20 protein-coding genes and 1 pseudogene are annotated in these 20,098 nt (G+C 36.4%); 10 read left to right on the top strand and 11 right to left on the bottom strand.

Annotated features, from left to right (window positions below; all coding sequences use genetic code 11):
• Positions 1 to 187: 187 nt before the first annotated feature.
• Positions 188 to 441 (top strand): annotated as a pseudogene (locus ABS917_RS11735) (DDE-type integrase/transposase/recombinase); the annotation flags it as partial.
• Positions 442 to 550: 109 nt separating this feature from the next.
• On the opposite strand, the gene ABS917_RS11730 reads toward ABS917_RS11735, so the two are convergent.
• Complete coding sequence (locus ABS917_RS11730; protein WP_350479148.1) at positions 551 to 1,090, bottom strand: GNAT family N-acetyltransferase; 540 nt, start codon at positions 1,088 to 1,090, stop codon at positions 551 to 553.
• 812 nt (positions 1,091 to 1,902) lie between these two features.
• On the opposite strand from ABS917_RS11730, the gene ABS917_RS11725 reads away from it, so the two are divergent.
• Positions 1,903 to 2,142: a DUF3977 family protein gene (locus ABS917_RS11725; protein WP_350479147.1), complete on the top strand. Its 240-nt coding sequence runs from the start codon at positions 1,903 to 1,905 to the stop codon at positions 2,140 to 2,142.
• 173 nt (positions 2,143 to 2,315) lie between these two features.
• Here the strand turns inward: ABS917_RS11725 and ABS917_RS11720 are convergent, their stop codons facing one another.
• Positions 2,316 to 2,621 (bottom strand): GNAT family N-acetyltransferase, encoded by a 306-nt coding sequence (locus ABS917_RS11720; protein WP_483316063.1) that lies wholly within the window; start codon positions 2,619 to 2,621, stop codon positions 2,316 to 2,318.
• Positions 2,622 to 3,023: 402 nt separating this feature from the next.
• Here ABS917_RS11720 and ABS917_RS11715 point away from each other — a divergent pair, with 402 nt between their 5' ends.
• On the top strand, positions 3,024 to 3,209 hold the full coding sequence (locus ABS917_RS11715) for a hypothetical protein (RefSeq protein WP_350479146.1): 186 nt from the start codon (positions 3,024 to 3,026) through the stop codon (positions 3,207 to 3,209).
• Between the two features lie 120 nt (positions 3,210 to 3,329).
• Here ABS917_RS11715 and ABS917_RS11710 read toward each other — a convergent pair whose 3' ends face one another.
• The gene (locus ABS917_RS11710) at positions 3,330 to 3,845 is read right to left on the bottom strand and encodes a P-loop NTPase family protein (RefSeq protein WP_350479145.1); all 516 of its coding nucleotides are present in this window, start codon (positions 3,843 to 3,845) and stop codon (positions 3,330 to 3,332) included.
• A gap of 194 nt (positions 3,846 to 4,039) precedes the next feature.
• On the opposite strand from ABS917_RS11710, the gene uvsE reads away from it, so the two are divergent.
• Together uvsE and ABS917_RS11700 are read left to right on the top strand one after the other, a co-directional pair.
• A complete protein-coding gene (gene uvsE, locus ABS917_RS11705) occupies positions 4,040 to 5,005 on the top strand; it encodes a UV DNA damage repair endonuclease UvsE (RefSeq protein WP_350479144.1) in 966 nt (321 codons plus the stop codon).
• Between the two features lie 250 nt (positions 5,006 to 5,255).
• Positions 5,256 to 6,110, top strand: a complete 855-nt coding sequence (locus ABS917_RS11700) for a polysaccharide deacetylase family protein (protein WP_350479143.1) — start codon at positions 5,256 to 5,258, stop codon at positions 6,108 to 6,110.
• A gap of 135 nt (positions 6,111 to 6,245) precedes the next feature.
• Here ABS917_RS11700 and ABS917_RS11695 read toward each other — a convergent pair whose 3' ends face one another.
• Positions 6,246 to 6,998, bottom strand: coding sequence for an SDR family NAD(P)-dependent oxidoreductase (locus ABS917_RS11695; RefSeq protein WP_350479142.1), 753 nt, complete (start codon positions 6,996 to 6,998; stop codon positions 6,246 to 6,248).
• A 428-nt stretch (positions 6,999 to 7,426) separates the two neighbouring features.
• Here ABS917_RS11695 and ABS917_RS11690 point away from each other — a divergent pair, with 428 nt between their 5' ends.
• Positions 7,427 to 8,170 carry an SDR family NAD(P)-dependent oxidoreductase gene (locus tag ABS917_RS11690; protein ID WP_350479141.1) on the top strand — a complete coding sequence of 248 codons (744 nt, stop codon included), beginning with the start codon at positions 7,427 to 7,429 and terminating at the stop codon, positions 8,168 to 8,170.
• Between the two features lie 662 nt (positions 8,171 to 8,832).
• Here ABS917_RS11690 and ABS917_RS11685 read toward each other — a convergent pair.
• The 3 genes from ABS917_RS11685 to pdxR form a co-directional block, all read right to left on the bottom strand.
• On the bottom strand, positions 8,833 to 9,273 hold the full coding sequence (locus tag ABS917_RS11685; RefSeq protein ID WP_350479140.1) for a YfmQ family protein: 441 nt from the start codon (positions 9,271 to 9,273) through the stop codon (positions 8,833 to 8,835).
• A 58-nt stretch (positions 9,274 to 9,331) separates the two neighbouring features.
• The gene (gene deoC, locus ABS917_RS11680; protein WP_350479139.1) at positions 9,332 to 9,982 is read right to left on the bottom strand and encodes a deoxyribose-phosphate aldolase; all 651 of its coding nucleotides are present in this window, start codon (positions 9,980 to 9,982) and stop codon (positions 9,332 to 9,334) included.
• A 425-nt stretch (positions 9,983 to 10,407) separates the two neighbouring features.
• On the bottom strand, positions 10,408 to 11,838 hold the full coding sequence (gene pdxR / locus ABS917_RS11675) for a MocR-like pyridoxine biosynthesis transcription factor PdxR (protein WP_350479138.1): 1,431 nt from the start codon (positions 11,836 to 11,838) through the stop codon (positions 10,408 to 10,410).
• A 457-nt stretch (positions 11,839 to 12,295) separates the two neighbouring features.
• Here pdxR and qoxA point away from each other — a divergent pair, with 457 nt between their 5' ends.
• The 4 genes from qoxA to qoxD are packed head-to-tail and all read left to right on the top strand — an operon-like array spanning position 12,296 to position 16,091.
• Positions 12,296 to 13,204 (top strand): cytochrome aa3 quinol oxidase subunit II, encoded by a 909-nt coding sequence (gene qoxA / locus ABS917_RS11670; RefSeq protein WP_350479137.1) that lies wholly within the window; start codon positions 12,296 to 12,298, stop codon positions 13,202 to 13,204.
• A 59-nt stretch (positions 13,205 to 13,263) separates the two neighbouring features.
• Positions 13,264 to 15,222: a cytochrome aa3 quinol oxidase subunit I gene (qoxB, locus tag ABS917_RS11665; protein ID WP_350479136.1), complete on the top strand. Its 1,959-nt coding sequence runs from the start codon at positions 13,264 to 13,266 to the stop codon at positions 15,220 to 15,222.
• On the top strand, positions 15,212 to 15,808 hold the full coding sequence (qoxC, locus tag ABS917_RS11660) for a cytochrome aa3 quinol oxidase subunit III (RefSeq protein ID WP_008405414.1): 597 nt from the start codon (positions 15,212 to 15,214) through the stop codon (positions 15,806 to 15,808). The genes qoxB and qoxC overlap by 11 nt, the downstream gene beginning before the upstream one ends.
• 1 nt (position 15,809) lies before the next feature.
• A complete protein-coding gene (gene qoxD / locus ABS917_RS11655; protein WP_008405415.1) occupies positions 15,810 to 16,091 on the top strand; it encodes a cytochrome aa3 quinol oxidase subunit IV in 282 nt (93 codons plus the stop codon).
• A gap of 142 nt (positions 16,092 to 16,233) precedes the next feature.
• On the opposite strand, the gene ABS917_RS11650 is transcribed toward qoxD, so the two are convergent.
• From ABS917_RS11650 to ABS917_RS11635, 4 genes are all read right to left on the bottom strand, one after another.
• The gene (locus tag ABS917_RS11650; protein WP_350479135.1) at positions 16,234 to 16,713 is read right to left on the bottom strand and encodes a hypothetical protein; all 480 of its coding nucleotides are present in this window, start codon (positions 16,711 to 16,713) and stop codon (positions 16,234 to 16,236) included.
• A gap of 281 nt (positions 16,714 to 16,994) precedes the next feature.
• Positions 16,995 to 18,092, bottom strand: a complete 1,098-nt coding sequence (locus ABS917_RS11645; RefSeq protein WP_350479134.1) for a YkvI family membrane protein — start codon at positions 18,090 to 18,092, stop codon at positions 16,995 to 16,997.
• Between the two features lie 90 nt (positions 18,093 to 18,182).
• Entirely contained in the window at positions 18,183 to 19,289 is a 1,107-nt protein-coding gene (gene menC / locus ABS917_RS11640; protein WP_350479133.1) for an o-succinylbenzoate synthase, read from the bottom strand.
• The coding region (locus ABS917_RS11635) for a GNAT family N-acetyltransferase (protein ID WP_350479132.1) at positions 19,264 to 20,098 on the bottom strand (835 nt) is incomplete at its 5' end. The genes ABS917_RS11635 and menC, both read right to left, overlap by 26 nt.

The following is a 20,098-nucleotide window of genomic DNA, read 5'->3' as shown; positions in this document are numbered from 1 at the left end:
AACAATATGGCTCTTCGAAAAAACGCGATCTTTTTATTGAAGAAGGTACTGTACCCGTTTGTTGAAAATCGTCATTCAACTCAAGCTATCGTTCGGTGAAGCAAGATTACGTCTAATTGTAGGAATTCATATCTTGTCGCCCCTGAAAAGTTTTTCGAAAATTTTTCATCTTTGCTAAGAAGTATAAGAAGAAAAGCAACTACCCGAGGGCATCCAACTAAGGCAAGTTAAATATCTCAACAATATCGTAGAGCTGAATCATCGCTTTATAAAAAACGAATTCGCCCGATGCTTGGATTAAAGTCCTTACGAACTGCCAAACAAATTATTGCTGGGATAGAGGCTATGCATATAATCAATAAAGGACAGACTCTCCAACGAGAGAAGTCTGTTCATAATCAAAAGGAATTTATCCATCAACTGTTTGGATTAGTTGGTTAAGACCAGGTGTCACTAGAAATTATTCACTTCTTTTATATTTTCTTAAAGTGTTTGCACCAGAATCGTTGGTCTTATACTGTACAATGATGCACTATTCATAGCGTTAGCTTTATAATCCGAGTCTGGCACCTACTTCTGCATACTCTATATCTTTTCTTTCTGTATTCCAATTATCCCCGGTTTCTCCGTCCCATATCGCTCCTGTTTCAACAAAGCCAACAGAAGCAAATAAATTCCGGACGGCTTCGTTTACCATCCAGTATGATGTAGCAATTGCATCGGCTTTTCCTTGCGGGAACGACTTTATGTGCTCTATAACTTTTATTATTGCTTGTTTTCCAAATCCTTTGCCTTGATGCTTTTTATCAATCATAAAGCGATTAAGTCCATAAGTACATTTATCGCCATATTTTTCACATAATAATGAACTTTCCGCCAGTTCGAAAAACCCAATATCGACATATCCTATAACTTCCTCATTGTTACATATCGCGAAGATCATAGGCGGTTTTTCGTCGTTAAGTATTTTTACATAGGCTTTAGCCAAACAATAAATGCTGGAATCCACATTCCCTTTCTGCTCGTCTGTTATGCTTAACTTCAATACTGCCTCAAAATTATCGTGAGTAATTTTTCTTAACTCAATCATTTTTCTTCCCTACTTCCGAAAATATAAATTCGCTGCATCTGCCCGTAACGCTGTCCCCAACAATATTTTTCAGTGTCATTCACCTCACGCTAACTGCACTTAACGCATAATTACTTCATTTCAATTACAACCTAAATTTTAACAGATATACCTCGTATATTTATAGTAGTTATTCAACAATATGGCCCGATTGTTGAATAACGCAAAGGGCAAATTGTAGTCATATCCTTGCGGTGAAAACTAATGATTTTACAGAACTGATTATTTTTGAACATTGATTTTCATTAAAAAGCAGTCTGAATTCAAATTAGTAATAGCTTATACAGAGACCCCCTACCTCATAGACAAAATTTATAATACAGATAATACAGAAAAACAAAAAAAGAGTAATACAAACCACTTGTTTACTCTTTTGTCCGCAATTTGTCCGCAGAATTATTTTTTTGTGCTTATTTTATTTAACTGAATTGATTTTCCTAGTTCCAAAAACCTTATTAAATCAGGCTTATTTAACTTAATTGAATTTCATTTAACTCGTTATATTTAGCCGGATAAATTCGACAAGGTGGGGGTCGCAAGTTCGAGACTTGTCGAGACCATTATTTCAAGTCCCGGCAAACGTTGTTATATCAACGTTTTAGGGCTTTTTCTTTTTGGAAGACTTCCTCCCTACACCGCTCTTTTAGGGTTGGCGTGACCTAAATGGGTTTCCTACCTTACATACAAATACTTTTCCAAATACGATTTTTTGGGGACTAAATTGGATTATAATTTAAAGTAAATTTTCCTTATATATCAAGGGGGCATAGGTGATGAAATTTATTGAGTTTGGCATAGGGAACACTTGGCTTATACGTACTGAAACGGAATTAGAAGATGGTTCAGAATATGAAGAAAAAGGTATCAAAGGACCAATACATTTCCAATCAATTTATATTAGAATTTGGATAAATAAAAACGTTTTAATAATTGACTTAAAAGAAGGTATAAAATTGGAAAAGAAAGATCGTAATGAATTTAAATTTATTTTTGGAATAACTAGTAGTACATAATTCTATACAAATACAATTAATGTTACCAAACGACGTTTTGATAACCATTTTGCAGTAGTATAGAATAAGAAGGTGTTATCCTAAAGCAGCTTTTATAACGCAAAAACGCGATCTTCTTATTGAAGAATCGCGCCTAATTGTTGCATAAGGATGGTATCAGATTTATAAAATTACTAGAATAAGAAACTCATCACAATTAATTCACCCTTGGGGCCTTGACGTCGCACACCGTAATCCGTAAATCCACACTTCTTATAAAGGTTTTGTGCTACAGTGTTTGCAACATTAACAGCAAGTACAATTTCGTTAATATGAGGGAAATTCTCTTGTACATATGCGGGTAGTAACTGCAATGCCTGCTTTGCATAGCCCTTCCCTTGTTCATTTACCTCTGTTGAAAAAGCACGTACTAAAATTGCATTACTATTATTCGAATATGGTGCTACTCCTTCCTGCTGATGTAAATCAAAATATGTCACAAGTTTCCCTTCAACTATTACTAATATTGGTGTTCTGCTATAACTGGCTAATTTTACACATTCACGTGGGTGTCCTGTAAATTTTAGCTGGTTTTCACTAATTGATACTCATTAATTAAATTTTGATAGGATTGATTGAATGATTGTAATTCCATGATTAACCTCCCAAACTAGAACTTATGTTCCTATCCTAACTTATCGTTTTGAATATTTCAATAATTTTTATAATTAAGTGTCAAAAATAACGCTTATCATTGACATTCATAACAATGAAAACAGCAAGCCCTTACCCAGTAAACAAGCAGAATAACCAAAATTCTGAAATTGTTACATAAATTTAATATAAAGTGTTGTTAACTATCATTTATAATAAAAGTATAGTCATTATGAGAGGTGAATTAAATGATTATTAAAACTAATAAATCAAACCACTTAGATGAATACCTAAAGAATAGTTCTGAAACTAGCAGTGAAGATAACGATATGCTTGAAAACATCAAGGTTACAATAGAGGAGAATAAAGAAATAATAGAGAAAAACCGTAAAATTCTTGAATTAAAGAAACAAAACGAAGCCACTGAAGAATAATCACAGTGGTTTTTTTTATTTTTTAAATTCTTCTCGTACAGCTCAATTTACTCGATTTGAATGGAGGGAACATGTAAAAAGAATCTAGACCTCACGCCATTTTATTAACAATGACACATTTTAATTAAAGTATTTCTTAATACATTTTGCATTATTAATGACTTTTATCTTATCTTTATGTACCACATATTTATTAAAGAAATTAACTTTACCAACTTCTTCGAAATGACGATTCCATTTAAACATTTTAAAGAAAATATCTAAAGTTGGTTTGTAATTTGCCTTCTCTATTCGAAGTTTTTGCTTTAAAAACCTCTTTATAATTCTATAAGTTCTGACTAAATAATTTGTATCTAAAAATATAATTAAATCTGCACTTTGAAAACAATTGCTTACCCAATCTTCATTGTGTATACCTTCAATTATCCAATTGTCTGATTGTAATATACTGTTAAGATACTCTTCCCGTTCTTGTTCAGTTCTTCTTATATCTCCGGACTTATTCCTTATCCAAACTACATTGTCTAATTCGTAGTACGGTATACCTAACAACGATGATATTTCTTTTGCTAAAGTTGTTTTACCACTTCCGACTGATCCAATAATATGTATTTTCTTGTAAATTGTCTTTTTCAAAATACACCAACTCCGTAAGATTTGTTTATATAACATTTCGCTTATAGAATTGAATTTACCTTCTAATTTTATTTGATGTAAAAAAGCTATTCCATCTTCCCCATAAAATAAAAAATGCGCTTGATCCTGATCGGAATGCATTATTGGATAATTAATTTATTCCCTACCGTACATACTACAGATGAGGTGGGTTAATGACGATTGTACGATTAGGATATGTTGCGATGAGTATGGAGCTAAAGAATGCTTCTCCGTCTCAAACGATGACGTTTACACAATTCCAAAAAATTAAGGATCGTGAAGCGGCCATACGAAAATTAGAGCGGATAGCACTGAAAAATTTAGAAAATACATTTAGGTTATTAAAACATAATGTCTTTAATGAAATTCATTTCTATCGCTTAACCTCTCGATTGATTCCTCTAGCTAACCATGAAGAACTGCCTGATTGGAATTATATAAAGCCCTTATTAGAGAAGTTAACTGAAATTGGTGAGTACGCAACAAAACATAATATACGAATTGATTTTCATCCTGATCATTTTGTCGTTCTGAATTCACCTAAAGCAGAGGTAGTCAAAAACTCTTTAAAAACGTTAAAGATGCATTATTTATTGTTAAAGGGAATGAAAATAGATCCGACACACCGATGTGTTCTTCATGTTGGTGGCAACTATAAAGAAACCGAGAATTCTCTTGAGCAATTCGTTGATAATTGGATGGATGTTCCAAGAGCACTTCAGAAGATGATTATCCTTGAAAATGACGATACTTCTTTTACAGTTGATGATACATTATATTTGTGCGAAAAATTAGAAATACCTCTTGTATTTGATTATCATCACCATCTTGCTCATCATTATGATGAAAAATGGGATGATAAGTGGGACCGAATTGTCGCTACTTGGAAGGATTCACCGTTGCCAATAAAAATGCATATTTCAAGTCCTAAAAGCGACAGAGAATTCCGCCATCATTCCGATTATGTGGACGTAGACATGTTTTTCAGATTTTTAAATGAAATCAAAGGAACAGTACCGGAAATACATTGTATGATTGAGGCAAAAAAGAAAGATGAAGCGTTATTTCAGTTGATGGAGGAAATAAAACTTCGTGAAGATGTTGATATCATTGATGGTTCATCTTTTTATTTAAAATGACAATAACTGGCACTGCCCTTGGGAAGAAGCCAAAATGGTTAGGGAAATATACAACAAGCCCCACCTCCATTAGTGTTGGGGCTATTTGACGTTTACCATCATTTCCGAAGGACACCTGAGGTTATGAATGAAAACGGTTCAAAATTTTGAAATTACTTTGCTAAACAAAAATGAGAAATATAAACATATTTAAGTTAGGATAGCCCTCTCTAAAAGGGGAATCAATATAAAAAAGGAAGGAGATGAATGGATGAAAGAACGAATAGTCAAGTGGTTGTTGGTTATGGGGTTTGTATTTTGTTTGCCTCTAACAGATATCATGAGCGTTTATGCTGCAGATGGAGCAAGGCAATTGTTGAAAGCTGACTTACAGGAAAATGCGGAACGAGATTTATCTGATCTTAAAGCAGAAACTGAACCTTCCGGGCAGGATCCTGAGCAGCCTGTTGACCTAAGAATTTTACAACAACGGTATCCAGAAATATTTTTCTTACAAGGTCCTACTGATCAAAAACGAATTGCTTTAACTTTTGATGACGGTCCTGATCCCCGATTTTCAAATGACGTATTAGATGTATTAAAACAGTACAATGTCCCAGCAACATTCTTCGTATTAGGTTCAAAAGCCGTTGCTAACCCCGAGATTGTGAAGCGAATGCAAAACGAGGGTCATGTAATCGGAAATCATACCTACGCCCACCCTAACCTTGTCGAAGAAGCTGACCTCGGAACGCTTGAGAGTGAAGTAACGAGAACGGAAGATGCCCTTAACGAAATTACTGGTTACCGGACAAAATTATTTAGACCACCTTATGGCTTCCTTTACAATGAATTAGTCGAGAAGCTTGGGAAAATGAACTATAACGTGATTGCCTGGGATATTGATACGTTGGATTGGCAAGAAGACCCGCCAGAAGTTATTGCTTCGAGAGTAGTAGACAACATTCATCCAGGTGCGATTATTCTCATGCACGATGGTGCAGAATCGTCTGGGGATCGAACGAATACAATCTTATCGCTTCAACAAATTATTCCAAAACTGCAAGAGCAAGGCTATGAATTTGTCACAGTTCCCGATTTGTTGGGTATTCCATTAGAGAAATAAAACTGCATTTACCTGTATTACTATATCGAGCAAAAAAGACGCCTTCTTAATAAGAAAGCGTCTTTTGCATGGTTTATAGAGATATCAGGGGGTCACCCCTATATCCGTTTCGTTGTATTTATTTAATGTACGATGTTAATGGAGCATAATCGAGCCGCCATCAACCATCAATGTTTGACCTGTAATATATTTAGAGTCTTCTGAAGCTAAAAAGACAGCAGCACGTCCGATATCTTGTTCCGGATCACCGAATTTACCCATCGGAATACCAGCAAGTACACCTTCATAATATTCCGGCTGTGCTTTAGCCCAAGCTTGTACACCTTCTGAATTGGCGATTGGTGAAATCAGGTTTGCTGTAATACCATCTGCACCAAATTCATTCGCTACGACACGCGTAATACCGCGAATCGCTTCTTTTGCTGCGGCATAGGCAGCTTGTGTTTTATGCCCTTTTAACCCGGCACCTGAAGCAAAGTTAATAATATTACCACGTGTTTTCTTTAAATGTGGAATAGCAGCCTGCATTAAGTACCATGTAGGATAGAAGCCTGTATCCATTGACAATGCCAAATGTTCTGGAGTTGTTTCAAGGAACGATACCTGTTTAGAAGCATGTGCATTATTCACTAACACATCTAAACGGCCATATTTCTCGATAACTTGTTCCACGACATTTTTTAGTTGATCATGCTTTGTTAAATCAAATTCAATAAAGCTAGATTGCGGCGAATGTTGCTGTAAATCAGCTAATACGTTTGCGCCGGCTTCCGGATTGAGATCAACTGCCACAACAATTGCTCCCTCTTTCACCATTGCACGACCTATACCAGCGCCAATACCGCCTGCACCACCTGTAATGATCACTACCTTGTCTTTTAATTTCAATACAATTTCTCCTTCTCAGAAAAACCACAAACTAACGTGATTGTTCCCAGTATCGTTAATAAATTTTTGTTACTAACAAATTAAATATACAACTTCATGATTTTAGAGGCAAATGATTGGATGCAGATTGATAACAAATTTATCTTACTCCCCCTTTATTAATTATAATTATTTTGGACAGATTTTTTCTATAAACAGATTACTAACCCTTAAATATCAAGGAGTAAACTGCTAATTATAATAAATGCTCTTTAAGGATAGAATACGAATAATTTGTAAATGAATATAAAAGGGATGACATTAATTGTTTAAACATTCGTAACTTTTGAGATGATTATCCTTAACGATATATCCGCCTTGAAACTTTGAATAAAGTTATCAAAGTACTTATGTATTTGTTTTAAAATTGAACAGGAGGAATTACTTATATGGCAAATTTAAACGGCAAAATAGCAATCGTTACAGGTGGAGCTTCTGGTATTGGGTTAGCAACAGTAAAGGCCTTTGCAGAAAAAGGGGCAAAAGTAGTTTTGGCTGACTTCAATGAACAGGCAGGTAAAGCGAAAGAGGAAGAATTAAAAGCTGCAGGTTTCGAAGTTTTATTTGTTCAAGTAGATGCTGGAAATGAAGAGTCAGTTAAAAATCTTGTTGCGAAGACTGTTGAAACATTTGGTAAATTAGACATCATCGTTAACAATGCTGGTATTGGGGCTCTAGGTGAAATGCATGAATTAACTTATGAAGATTATCATCGAGTTATCCGTGTAAATCAAGATGGTGTATTCTTCGGAACTAAATATGCGGTTCAAGAGTTCCTTAAAACTGGGGGCGGCGTCGTCCTGAACACGTCTTCTATTTTAGGACTTGTTGCTGAAGGTGGTGCTTATCCTTATGTAGCTTCAAAACATGCGGTTGTAGGGATGACAAAATCTTCTGCAGTTCAATATGCTTCTCGCAATATTCGCGTTAATGCTGTTTCTCCTGGTTACATTGAGTCTGGTATGGTAAACAAAGAAGCTCTTGGAGAATTCTACGAAGGTCTTGTTGCGAGACACCCGATTGGCAGACTTGGAGATCCAAGCGAAATTGCCCATGCTTTCGTTTTCTTAGCTGAAAATGATTTCGTTACAGGTGCAGTGATTGCTGTTGACGGTGGATACACAGCTCAGTAATTCATAGTCCTTATTTAACAGGAATTAGGCTAATAACCCTCGTTTGTGTAAAATATCGCCCACCTCATTAACTAGGGGCACTATTACTCTTTTGTCTCAGCCAACTCCGTAGCTTAGTAACTGTCCAAAATAACGAAACATTATATAAAGAAAAATCCTCATCTTTAGTTAATGATGAGGATTTTGCGTTTTCTTATATTTCCTAGCACTGGATTAATGTAATCATAAAAAACGAGATACCGTTCAAAGGAACTATTAAGAAATAATATCTTCAAATGTTGGTAAAACCTTCGGGGAGTGAATTAAATCAAATTTTTTTATAGAAGAACTCTAATTATTTTACGACTGTATTTTTGTGAGTTTTCCATTCAATTCCACTAGAAACACATCCAAAACTTACTATTAATAAAAGGACAAATAGCGTATTATGCAACCAATTTGGCATAAGAAAACCTCCCTTAATTCTATACTTTGTCTTTTCCCCTAATATTCTTGCCTCATTGGTACAATAAAAAAGTAGTTTGCCGGCAACCCTCTTTGGTACCAATACAACTGTTCCAAACAATGGTCTTAGTCGAAGACGTTTTAACATATTAAGATTACCGACACTACGATTTTATTGAAAAACCTTCAGTAGTAGGAAATGTTATTTGAAATTATCCTTAGCTTTTACTACTTGAAACGGTAAACTCTTGCAGATTCTCAGAGCTAAGACTGTAAGAAGCTATTTTCTTCTTCCATTGCTTGACTACATCAATGTGCTCATCGTATGTGTAAACAAAGAAATTTATTTCTTTGTTTTTACTCTTCGCATTGATGACAAAGGGAATAACATTACTATCAGGATTTAGAAATAAATCTTCACTTCCCGGGAAGATATGATATCTCTCTAAAAAATTTGCTTCATTAAAATAATTAATAAATCTTATTTTCTCCTCTTCTCCAACGCTCTTTCCGTTAAAGGTTACAGTAATATCCTTTGAATCTAGTTTTGGATGCAGTGCATATTTACTCACAACCCATGCTACAACCGCACTTGGTGGACTTGTTAACATTTTAATAAGTATTCCTACAAATAGAATTAAAACAGCCGTCCATGTCATATCTATTCACTCCTTGGAATATTTCTTGATATATAACTTTTATTTTAAAAAGTTCACATCACATCTGTCTTCCAAATATCTTCACAGCAGAACTAGTCCCTATTCTAGAAGCACCTGCTTCAACCATTAATTTTATATCCGCTTTATTGCTTACTCCTCCTGATGCTTTAATGCCAACATTTGGTCCAACTGCTTTTCTCATTATCGCAACATCTTTAACAGTTGCACCATGTAAGGAAAATCCCGTTGAAGTTTTGACATAGTCTGCACCAGCTCTAACAGCCAATCTACATGCTCTTTCTTTTTCTTCATTTGTTAATAAACAAGCCTCAATAATAACTTTTACTAGGGCTTTTCCACTTGCTGCATTAACAACTGCGCGAATATCATTTTCAACAAGTGAATCGTTTTTATTTTTCAGTGCACCGATATTAATAACTGTATCTATTTCAGTTGCCCCATTTTCAATTGCATTTACAGTTTCAAATGCCTTTGTTTCCGGGGTGTTTCCGCCTAAGGGAAATCCTATAACCGTACAAACATTGACATCTGAATCACGCAAAAGTTCTGAAGATAACCTTACCCATACAGGATTTACACATACAGATGCATAGCCATATTGTTTGGCTTCTTTACATAAATTCACTATTTCTACTTCTGTAGTAGTAGGTGAAAGTAACGTATGATCGATTAATTTTGCATAGTCCATCTATTTATCTACCTTTTTAATTTTAGTTTTTTAGAAACTTTTTACACATATTAATTTAAGCTTAATGCCTTCTTTTCCTTATAAAGAAGCACTGCTTGATATTTTAAATGTATATTCCAAATTAGCTATCGTAATTGTACAAGTATCGAAATGTCAGAGGGGATATACCCTTGAGAAAGAACTGTTAATGCTTGAATGTGTAGTTATATATTCTCTTCCTATAACCCTTTTCTAAATTTGTTGCTCTTAAAAGTTGTGAAAAAGTAATGCATTAAAACCATAATATTAGCCTACCACCATCTTAAAGAGTTCCCATCCTTTAATGACCATCCAATCCAATGTTTTTTCAGCCATCCATTTACCATTTAATAACAAAAGAATCATGAACAATTCATGATTCTTTTGAAGTATTATGATTAAGTTGTTTAAAGAAATTGACATGCTTCAGCAAACCGTTTAATTCCCTCGGCAATTGATTTTTCATCTTCCCTAGCGAATGTAAAGCGCACATATCCTTTTTTTGAACCCATTGTCGAGCCGGGAACATAGATTACACCCCTTTTAATGGATTCCTCTAGTAATTGCATTTCATTGTAGTCTTTTTTGAGTTTAACCCATATGTGAATACCGCCCTCTGGAATAGAGAATTCTACCTGATTCTTTAAATATAAATTAAGACTTGTAACTATTTGATTTCTCCGTTTTTCTAATTCTTTCCTCAATTTTTCTATATGAGACTGAAAATTCGAGGATTCCATAAAATCGTTTGCAATCCATTGTGTAAAGCTAGAATGGCCAAAGTCTATTTGTTGTTTTGCATCAGATAATCTCTCAATTACTGATTTTGGCCCTATAATCCAGCCAATCCTTAACCCCGAAGCAACAATTTTTGACAAAGAGCTAATATATAAGACATTCCCGTGAACATCCAATGATTTTAGTGTAGGAATCTTTTTTCCATTAAATGATGTTAAACTATATGGGTCATCTTCTACTACAGGGATTCCATGTTCAGAGGATATTTCCAAAATCGCTTTACGTTGTGTTTCATTTAGCTGAGAACCTGTAGGATTATGATAATCAGGATTTAAAAAAATCATTCTAATTCGATGCTCTTTATATAATGACAGTAAAATTTCAGGATCTATACCATCCTTATCGACAGGCAAATAATATACTTTTAAACCTGCAGATTTAAAAATTGGGAGATTATACGTATAAGAAGGATCTTCTATTGCAACTGCGTCTCCGGGCTTTAACAAACACTGTACGACTAAATGTAACGCTTGTTGTGCCCCGGATGTAATCAGAATCGAAGAAGGATTTGTTTCAATTCCCCGATACTTATTTACGTGTTCTGTAAGAGTATTCCTTAAAATAGCGCTCCCTTGAGGATGATCATATCCCAAGCTTCCAATGAAGGATCTTGTAGAAGTAATTTCTCTTAAAAAATTCATTGGAAAAAGGTCCTGCGACAGTTCTCCGCTAGCTAAATTAATTAATTTATGATCTACCGTTTCATTTCTTATTCGTTGTGTAACAGGTAGATTGGGCAAAAAGGACCCTGCCTCGATATATCTATTCCAGCTGGGAATACGTTTCTTGGCTAGACCCCAAATATCTTTACTAATCGTCGTTCCGCTTCCTCTATTTCTTTCAATGAGTCCATTTGCTTCCAATTCATCATAAGCGGCAATTACCGTACTCCTGTTAACATTCAGTTCCTTTGCTAAATATCTTTCAGATGGCAACGGTTTATCGGGTGGAAATGTACCATCTGCTATTCCACTTTCAATATATTCTGCAAGTTGTTTATATATTGCTTTTTTCGCTGTTCTGTCCGGTCTCCAATCCATCTGTAACACTCCTTATTTCCCTAATTAGCGGTTCATTTAAAATTACTATATTCTATTTCATTTGGACTCAAAAATAACCATCCATTCCATTGCATTTTTAGCCAACCACATTCTTTTTAAAGCTACTTTCAACAGCTTAATTTTCGAACAAAACCATTAGTGGCGCTGATTCTTATACAACGAAACTTAATAAATGAGTAAAAAAATTTATTTCCTTGTTTTAGAACATTTTGTGATAGATTTTGTATTTTCTTGCCTTTCATATTTAGCGCAACTAATATGATTACGAGTTGTGTACCTGGTAACGCATAAACCAATTATTAGCCTATGAAATGCCAAGATTACGTGAAAGGAAATTACCTATGGAAAAGGTTGGGGAATTTCATTCTCACTTATTCAATTTTTATTTGTAACGTTTCAATTAATTTTACTTAACAGTAAGGGAAGGATTTTCTGTATGAAAATTAAATGGCCATTTTTAGTATCAATGATCTTGCTTACTGTTTTTCTAGCTGGCTGTGAACCATTAACGGTTCTGGATCCGAAAGGACCAATGGCTGCAAGACAAGCAAGTGATATCATGTTATCTATTGGAATCATGGCAGTTGTTGTCATAGTTGTTCTTGTTATTTTAGTGTATATCTTGGTCAAGTATCGCGCATCAAACCAACCATCTGATTATGAACCACCTCATGTCGAGGCAAATATTTGGGTAGAAGTGATTTGCATAGGGATTCCAATACTAATTGTAGCCTATCTATCATTTGTTTCTGTTCAAAGTAACTATATTGTAGAATCTGCACCAACAGGTTATGAAGATAAGGAACCATTAGTCGTCTATGCTTCTACTTCAGACTGGAAATGGCACTTTAGCTATCCGGAGCAAGGAATTGAAACAGTAAACTACTTATATGTTCCAACGGATCGACCTCTTGAGTTTAGACTTTACTCTTATGGACCGATTACGAGTTTCTGGATTCCACAGCTTGGCGGTCAAAAATATGCGATGGCCGACATGGTTACAACCTTACACTTAGCAGCTGACGTTCCGGGAGAATATGTTGGACGAAACGCTAATTTTAGTGGTAAAGGTTTCGCAGAAAATATATTTAATGTCACAGCAATGTCTCAGCAGGAATTCGATGAATGGGTTAAAGAAGTTTATGAAACTGCTGAACCATTAACAGAAAGCACTTTCAATAAATTATTAGAGCCTGGTCACTTAGGACAAATGACCTTTACAGGTACACATTTAGAATTTAGCCCTGCACCCGAACATAATCACGGTTCGGTTACAGATGAAGCTGAACATGATGAACAGTCACACAATGAGTCAAATGAAGAATCTGACCACAATGGTCATTAGTAAAAAATAGAAAAACTAGATTCAAAGATTACTCTTTTAATCTAGAGAGGAGAATAAAGATGGAATTCTTTGAACGTTTCGCCATACCTCATCCAAGTCCAATGATTTATGCCTCAATGGTTGCCATTGCTTTAGTATCGATTGGGATTGTTATTGGTATTACTTATTTTAAAAAATGGGGTTATTTATGGCGGGAATGGTTGACAACGGTTGACCATAAAAAAATCGGGCTTTTATACCTGTTTTCTGCCCTGATTATGCTTTTCCGTGGTGGAGCGGATGCGGTTCTAATGCGTGCCCAGCTCTCTTCACCCGAGATGAAAATTTTAGATGCACAACATTACAATGAAATCTTTTCAACACACGGGATTGTAATGATCATGTTCATGGCAATGCCATTTATCTTTGCCTTTATGAACTTAGTCGTACCATTACAAATTGGTGCACGCGACGTCGCATTCCCTCGTTTAAACGCACTCAGCTTCTGGTTATTCTTTGCAGGCGCAATGTTATTTAACATTTCGTTCGTTATCGGTGGTTCTCCGGATGCAGGTTGGACTTCCTACTTCCCTCTTGCCGGAAATGAGTTCAGTACATCAGTGGGAACTAACTATTACATGTTAGCTCTTCAAATTTCCGGGATTGGTTCCCTAATGACAGGAATCAATATGATGACGACAATTTTAAAAATGAGAGCACCCGGTATGACATTAATGAAAATGCCAATGTTTACTTGGTCTGTTTTTATTGCCAATGTAATCATCGTGTTCGCATTCCCAGTATTAACAATTGCTTTGTTAATGGGTACAACTGATCGTTTATTCGACACAAACTTCTTTACCTCTACAAATGGTGGTATGGATATGCTTTGGGCAAACTTCTTCTGGGTTTGGGGACACCCTGAGGTTTACATTTTGATCTTGCCTGCTTTCGGCCTTTACAGTGAAATTATTTCAACGTTCTCGGGCAGAAACCTGTATGGTTATAAATCGATGGTTGGTTCAATGGTGTTGATTTCCTTACTGTCATTCTTAGTATGGACTCACCACTTCTTTACAATGGGTCAAGGTGCTTTCACTAACAGTATCTTCTCTATTACAACAATGGCGATTGCTGTTCCAACTGGTGTTAAAATCTTTAACTGGTTATTTACGATGTGGAAAGGGAAAATTCGGTTTACTGTACCAATGCTGTATTCTATAGGATTTATCCCATTATTTACAGTTGGTGGGGTTACAGGTGTTATGCTTGCCATGTCAGCCGCGGACTATCAATATCATAATACAATGTTCTTGGTAGCTCACTTCCACAACACAATTATTCCTGGTGTCGTATTTGCTATGCTGGCCGGATTAACTTATTATTGGCCAAAATTCTTCGGCTACATGTTAAATGAGAAAATTGGTAAGTTGACTTTCTGGTTACTTACAGTAGGTTTTGTACTTTCTTTCTTCCCAATGTATATCACTGGATTAGATGGTCAAGCACGTCGTATATACACTTACTCAGAAGCAACTGGCTTTGGACCATTAAACATGGTTTCTTTTGTTGGTGCTGCATTGATGGCAATTGGATTCGTAACACTCGTTTATACGATTTACTATAGTTACAAAAACTCACCGCGAAACATCGGTAGTGACCCATGGGATGCTCGCTCATTAGAATGGGCTACTCATACGCCGATTCCAGAATATAATTTTGCAAGATTACCTTATGTTACATCAAGTGAAGCATTCTGGGATGCAAAGAAAAAAGAGCAGCAATTATTTAAAGGTGTAGTAAAAGATATTCATATGCCAAATAACAGCGGCGTTCCATTTATTATGGGAATTATTTTCTTTGTTGCCGGATTCTCATTCATCTTTTCATTATGGGCCCCTGCTGTGATTGCTTTAATCGGAATTTTCGTTTGTATGGCTCTTCGTTCATTCGAAAAAGATCATGGACGCCATATTCATGTAAAAGAAATTAAAGAGATAGAAGCACAATATGAGGAGGTGCAAGGTAATGAAGCTTAATCACGCACAACCGCTCGAGTATAGTACGGATCAAAATCAGTTAAATATTCTAGGCTTCTGGATTTTCCTTGGAGCTGAAATTATGCTGTTCGCTACCCTATTCACGGCTTACTTCGTACTAGAGGGAAGAACTGGTAGCGGTCCAACACCTGCAGAAATTTTTGAAATTACTCCCGTATTGATTGAGACATTTGTTTTGCTAACAAGTAGTTTCACAATAGGTCTCGGTGTTCATGCGATGAGACTTGGTCGTAAAAATGCGATGCTAACTTTCTTTGGAATTACCCTACTACTTGGGTTAGTGTTTCTGGGCGTGGAGATTTATGAATTTATTCATTATTACCATGTTGAAGCAACATATCAAACTAGTGCCTTTACAGCTGCACTGTTAACCACATTAGGTACACATGGTGCTCACGTAACGTTAGGTTTATTTTGGGGATTATTCATTATCCTTCAGGTAAAAAAACGCGGGTTAACACCTGAAACAGCAAATAAATCATTTATCTTCTCCCTTTACTGGCATTTCTTGGATGTTGTTTGGATCTTTATCTTTAGCTTCATCTATCTGAAAGGAATGATGTAATATGAAAGAATTATTTCCTGTAAAACAGGTGATGGGCTTCGTCTTTTCTTTGGTACTAACTGTAGTCGCTATGATAGTTTACTTTACAGATATGACATTCGCAGGTGGCATGACAATTCTTTTAATAACAGCCTTCATTCAGGCATTTTTACAGCTAGTTGTCTTCATGCATGCTGGTGAATCAAAAGATGGCTCAGCCATTTATACTAATATCCTGTACGGTGTCATTCTCGCAGCTATTACAATATTTGGTTCATTATTGATTCTGATTTGGGATATGTAGAAAATAAAAAGAAGCTTGAGACATGTTATCCATGATCTCAAGCTTTTTGAATGATAAAAATTGTTTGAGCTAAGTTAAAATTCTCGACCTTTTCCTCTTACTACCTGGTTAGCGAAATCTATAATGCCAAGGTTTCACTTTACTAATCCCAATAATTAAATACTAAATCTCCTACCGTCTGTGATCTGAAATGATTCATAAACCGGAGCTCAACACCATTAAGTTCATTTTCATTCTTCAAAACAATACCTCTGTCTTTTGTTTGATATACTAATGGCTCTGCTAATTGTGATGCAGTTAATACTGTATAGCGATTAGCAAACAAGGCGCCCAATAATTTATGATCCGTAAAGTTTAAGCCTCTAATATCACAATTTTTAGTGAAGGCTATATAATCATACATATTATTATGAAAAATATATAACTCTTCCCCATCTATTTTTACATGAGCATGAGCATACCCAAGATCAATATCAGGTTCATAAAAGCCCAAAACGCTCCCATTTAATTGCTGAACATACGCGTGGCAATATTTTTTAAATTCTGCAGTATGTGCTACCCAATCACGCTCAAATGATAAATCATCTGCAGTAAAGCCTGTTACGCCTCTTTTTAAAATCATGTACAAAGCCCCCTCTGAATCAATTTTCAATACTTATATTATTTTTAGATGATAATTCACTTTTCTCTTTTAAAATGCCATAACCATTATAATTGAAGCAAAATAGCGCCCGCAGAAAATTTTTCAGAGGGCGCTTTAGAGGATTTTATATTAGTTCATATATAATTTCCGCATTCTTATACTTCTCCTGAAAGCGGTGAAGCTCTTCCTTGTTATAGAAAAAAGCGATTTCACGTTTATTGCAGATGGCTTTTGCTACTTTCTTCCGGGATAAAATAAGTTTAGGACACTTCACTATTCGAAAAATGTTTTAAAGGTATAGATTCCGTTTGTTTCAACTTTTTTCGTCGAATCCATGCAACAATCACGACAAGAATTAAAGCAAACCCTAAATAGCCCATCGTTGAGTAAACTTTCCCTACTAAACTTGTGAAGCCAACTAGGCTTGCAGCAAATCCTGCCAAGCCAACGACGATGACAGCTGGCTTGAATGACTTTGATTCAGGTGCAAAGAAGCGTACAGTAAAGGCATAGAACATACCAACTGCCGTATTGTACATCATCCCTAGCAATGCGATTGACATAAGAACACCTACCGCTGGATGAATTTGATTTGCTAGCTCTAATGTCGGCATATCTACTCCTGCCACTACGTCGATTTTCACGAACATCGCGACATTGATTAAAATAATTAATAGACCTAGCATAATCCCGCCAAAAATACCGCCGCGCCCTGCCACTTTACTATTTTTCTCCGTACCACCCATCACGATTAACAGCGCAGCACCCGCAGCGATATTATATGAAACATATAATAATGCGCCAATAAACCAATTTCCTGCCGCTGCCGGCTGCTCCTTCGCTAAGCTATCTGCTTGTGACCACGATAGATCCATCGTAAAAATCGAGTAGATTAATATAACAAAGATAACCCCCATTAAATAGGGTGTTACACTCGCAATAATATTGATGATGTTTTTAACATTCAATAACAATGTCGCAATCGTTAAACCAACCATTATAATGCTGCCAATCATAGGGTCAATGCCAAACATTTGATTGAATGTAGAGCCTGAACCTGCAAACATCACAACCGCTACCCCGAATAAGAAGAACGTAATCAGGAAGTCTAAAATGAATCCTAAATAACGACCACTAATTTGATAAATAACCCCTTTATGGGAAGCAACCTGCATTTCTGATCCTAGTTGTGCTAACGTCATCCCTAAAAAGGCAAACGCTAAAGAAGCGAGAATTCCCCCAACTAGCCCCAGTGTACCGAAACTTGTAAAATACTGCATAATTTCCTGACCAGAGGCAAAGCCCGCGCCGACAATTAAACCGACGAAAGCACCTCCTATTTGTAAACTTCTTTTCATAATGCACCTTCTTATTGTTTGAATTTTCTGATAAAACAGCCCATAAATTACCTTAAGCACAAACATTCGTGCTTAAGGAGTTGTTTTGTATTAGTTATATGTTTTCTTTTCGACAGTATAAGATTCCACTGTTTCACGATTGATCGCATAGCCGATACCAGCTGTTTGCGGTACCTGGATATAACCATTTTCCGCCACTACCTCAGGCTCGATAATATCCTTTTCCCAGTAGCGATTCGAGCTCGCTGTATCCCCCGGTAGAATAAAGTTCGATAAAGTTGTCAGTGCTACATTATGGGCACGTCCCACACCCGACTCCAGCATGCCGCCACACCATACCGGAATGCCCTTTGATTCGCAATAATCATGAATTTTCTTCGCTTCTGTTAAGCCGCCGACACGACCGATTTTAATATTAATAATTTTTGTCGCACCGATTTCGATGGCTTTACGTGCATCCTCTAATGAGTGAATGCTCTCATCCAAACAAATTGGTGTTGTCATTTGTTTTTGCAGTGTTGCATGATCGATAATATCATCCGAAGCTAACGGCTGTTCCACCATTGTTAAGTTAAATTCATCAAGCTGCTTTAATAGTTCCGCATCTTCTAGACCGTAAGCAGAGTTGGCATCTGCCATAATCGCCACATCCGGGAATTTTTCACGTAGTGTACGCATCACTTCCACATCCCAGCCTGGCTTGATTTTTACTTTGATGCGCTTGTACCCGTCACGCACATATTCATCTACTAAAGCGACTAAATCATCAATCGACTTTTGGATTCCAATACTAATTCCTACCTCGATTTGATCCTTTGTACCGCCTAGTGCAGCTGCTAATGTTTGATTCGTTTGTTGGGCATAAATATCCCAGATTGCGCCTTCAATTGTTGATTTCGCCATATTATTTTTACGGATTGGCTCAAAAATAGCGCTCACTTCATCTGGATGGCTGATCTCTTTATTTAAGATTAACGGAATCAAATAATCCTCCAGCATGTGCCAGTTCGTTTTTAACGTTTCTTCGTTATACCATGGCGAGTGGAATGCTACAGATTCACCCCAGCCAATTGTCCCTTGTTCATCTTTTGCTTCTAGTAATAAAAAATCTTTATTTGTAAATGTACCAAAGCTTGTTGTGAAAGGTGCCTTTAGCTTCATTTGTAAATGCCTAATTGTAATTTCGGTAATTTTCATGTTTGATGCCTCCAAGTGCTAATGAGTCTTTTCGTACAAAAATATATTCATTCCACGCTTCCTGCTGCTGCAGGCGAACAGCTGTGTAGCCGGCTGCAAATAATGCCTGGCAAGTTTCTCGCACAGCTAATCGCCAGTGCATCGCATGCAACTGACTCGACGCCTTTAATTGTTGGAAATCCTTTGGAACAGGTAAAGCATAAACAGACTTCGTGAAATCTACGTTATGTAACGTGATCCTGCATAAATTGTCCTGCTCCCAAACCATTTCCCCAAGCGGTTCCGGATTTTCGATATCAGGTTGGATAGACTGCGCTACATAATCAGACGTTAAATGCCAGTGCACCTCAAAACGATCCGATGGTAACCCTTTATTAAAGCCATCCTGCATTTCGCCGTAGCAGTTTTCCAGATACATATCACAAATGCCGTTCAGCTTTGTTAAATTCAAGTAACCATTGCGTGTTTCCAGTGGATCAAATGTCCATACCATCAGGTCATATCCTTTTTGAATGGCGATTTCTCGCTGCGCGTCTTTCAACTTTTCGCCAATTTTTTGAGAACGATAGGCCTCATCAATGCCAAGCATATGCGAACATAAATAGGTTTTGCCATTATTGAGTGCCGCAAAGCCGTAGCTAAAGCCGATTAGTGTTTCGCCTTCATAGGCCCCTACCATAATGCCACCATGCTTGACGGCCGTTAACGTTTGATGTGTCGGCAGTGGGGATGTTTGCCAAATTTGCTGCTCCAGCACTTGCACTTGCTGCATTTCTTCTAGTGTCGTGAGTTCTTTTATAAAAATCATA

Source organism: Solibacillus sp. (genome assembly GCF_040273735.1).
Taxonomy (GTDB): Bacteria; Bacillota; Bacilli; order Bacillales_A; family Planococcaceae; genus Solibacillus.
The sequence above is the reverse complement of the archived record's forward strand: the minus strand, read 5'-3'. Positions and strand labels throughout refer to the sequence as shown.

Excerpts from the sequence above, each read along its gene's own strand:
- ABS917_RS11690 (WP_350479141.1), top strand. The coding sequence starts at position 7,427 with ATGGCAAATTTAAACGGCAAAATAGCAATCGTTACAGGTGGAGCTTCT.
- ABS917_RS11700 (WP_350479143.1), top strand. The coding sequence starts at position 5,256 with ATGAAAGAACGAATAGTCAAGTGGTTGTTGGTTATGGGGTTTGTATTT.
- qoxA (WP_350479137.1), top strand. The coding sequence starts at position 12,296 with ATGAAAATTAAATGGCCATTTTTAGTATCAATGATCTTGCTTACTGTT.
- uvsE (WP_350479144.1), top strand. The coding sequence starts at position 4,040 with ATGACGATTGTACGATTAGGATATGTTGCGATGAGTATGGAGCTAAAG.
- qoxB (WP_350479136.1), top strand. The coding sequence starts at position 13,264 with ATGGAATTCTTTGAACGTTTCGCCATACCTCATCCAAGTCCAATGATT.
- ABS917_RS11725 (WP_350479147.1), top strand. The coding sequence starts at position 1,903 with ATGAAATTTATTGAGTTTGGCATAGGGAACACTTGGCTTATACGTACT.
- ABS917_RS11685 (WP_350479140.1), bottom strand. The coding sequence starts at position 9,273 with ATGACATGGACGGCTGTTTTAATTCTATTTGTAGGAATACTTATTAAA.
- ABS917_RS11730 (WP_350479148.1), bottom strand. The coding sequence starts at position 1,090 with ATGATTGAGTTAAGAAAAATTACTCACGATAATTTTGAGGCAGTATTG.
- ABS917_RS11715 (WP_350479146.1), top strand. The coding sequence starts at position 3,024 with ATGATTATTAAAACTAATAAATCAAACCACTTAGATGAATACCTAAAG.
- qoxD (WP_008405415.1), top strand. The coding sequence starts at position 15,810 with ATGAAAGAATTATTTCCTGTAAAACAGGTGATGGGCTTCGTCTTTTCT.
- ABS917_RS11645 (WP_350479134.1), bottom strand. The coding sequence starts at position 18,092 with ATGAAAAGAAGTTTACAAATAGGAGGTGCTTTCGTCGGTTTAATTGTC.
- deoC (WP_350479139.1), bottom strand. The coding sequence starts at position 9,982 with ATGGACTATGCAAAATTAATCGATCATACGTTACTTTCACCTACTACT.
- pdxR (WP_350479138.1), bottom strand. The coding sequence starts at position 11,838 with ATGGATTGGAGACCGGACAGAACAGCGAAAAAAGCAATATATAAACAA.
- menC (WP_350479133.1), bottom strand. The coding sequence starts at position 19,289 with ATGAAAATTACCGAAATTACAATTAGGCATTTACAAATGAAGCTAAAG.
- qoxC (WP_008405414.1), top strand. The coding sequence starts at position 15,212 with ATGAAGCTTAATCACGCACAACCGCTCGAGTATAGTACGGATCAAAAT.
- ABS917_RS11650 (WP_350479135.1), bottom strand. The coding sequence starts at position 16,713 with ATGATTTTAAAAAGAGGCGTAACAGGCTTTACTGCAGATGATTTATCA.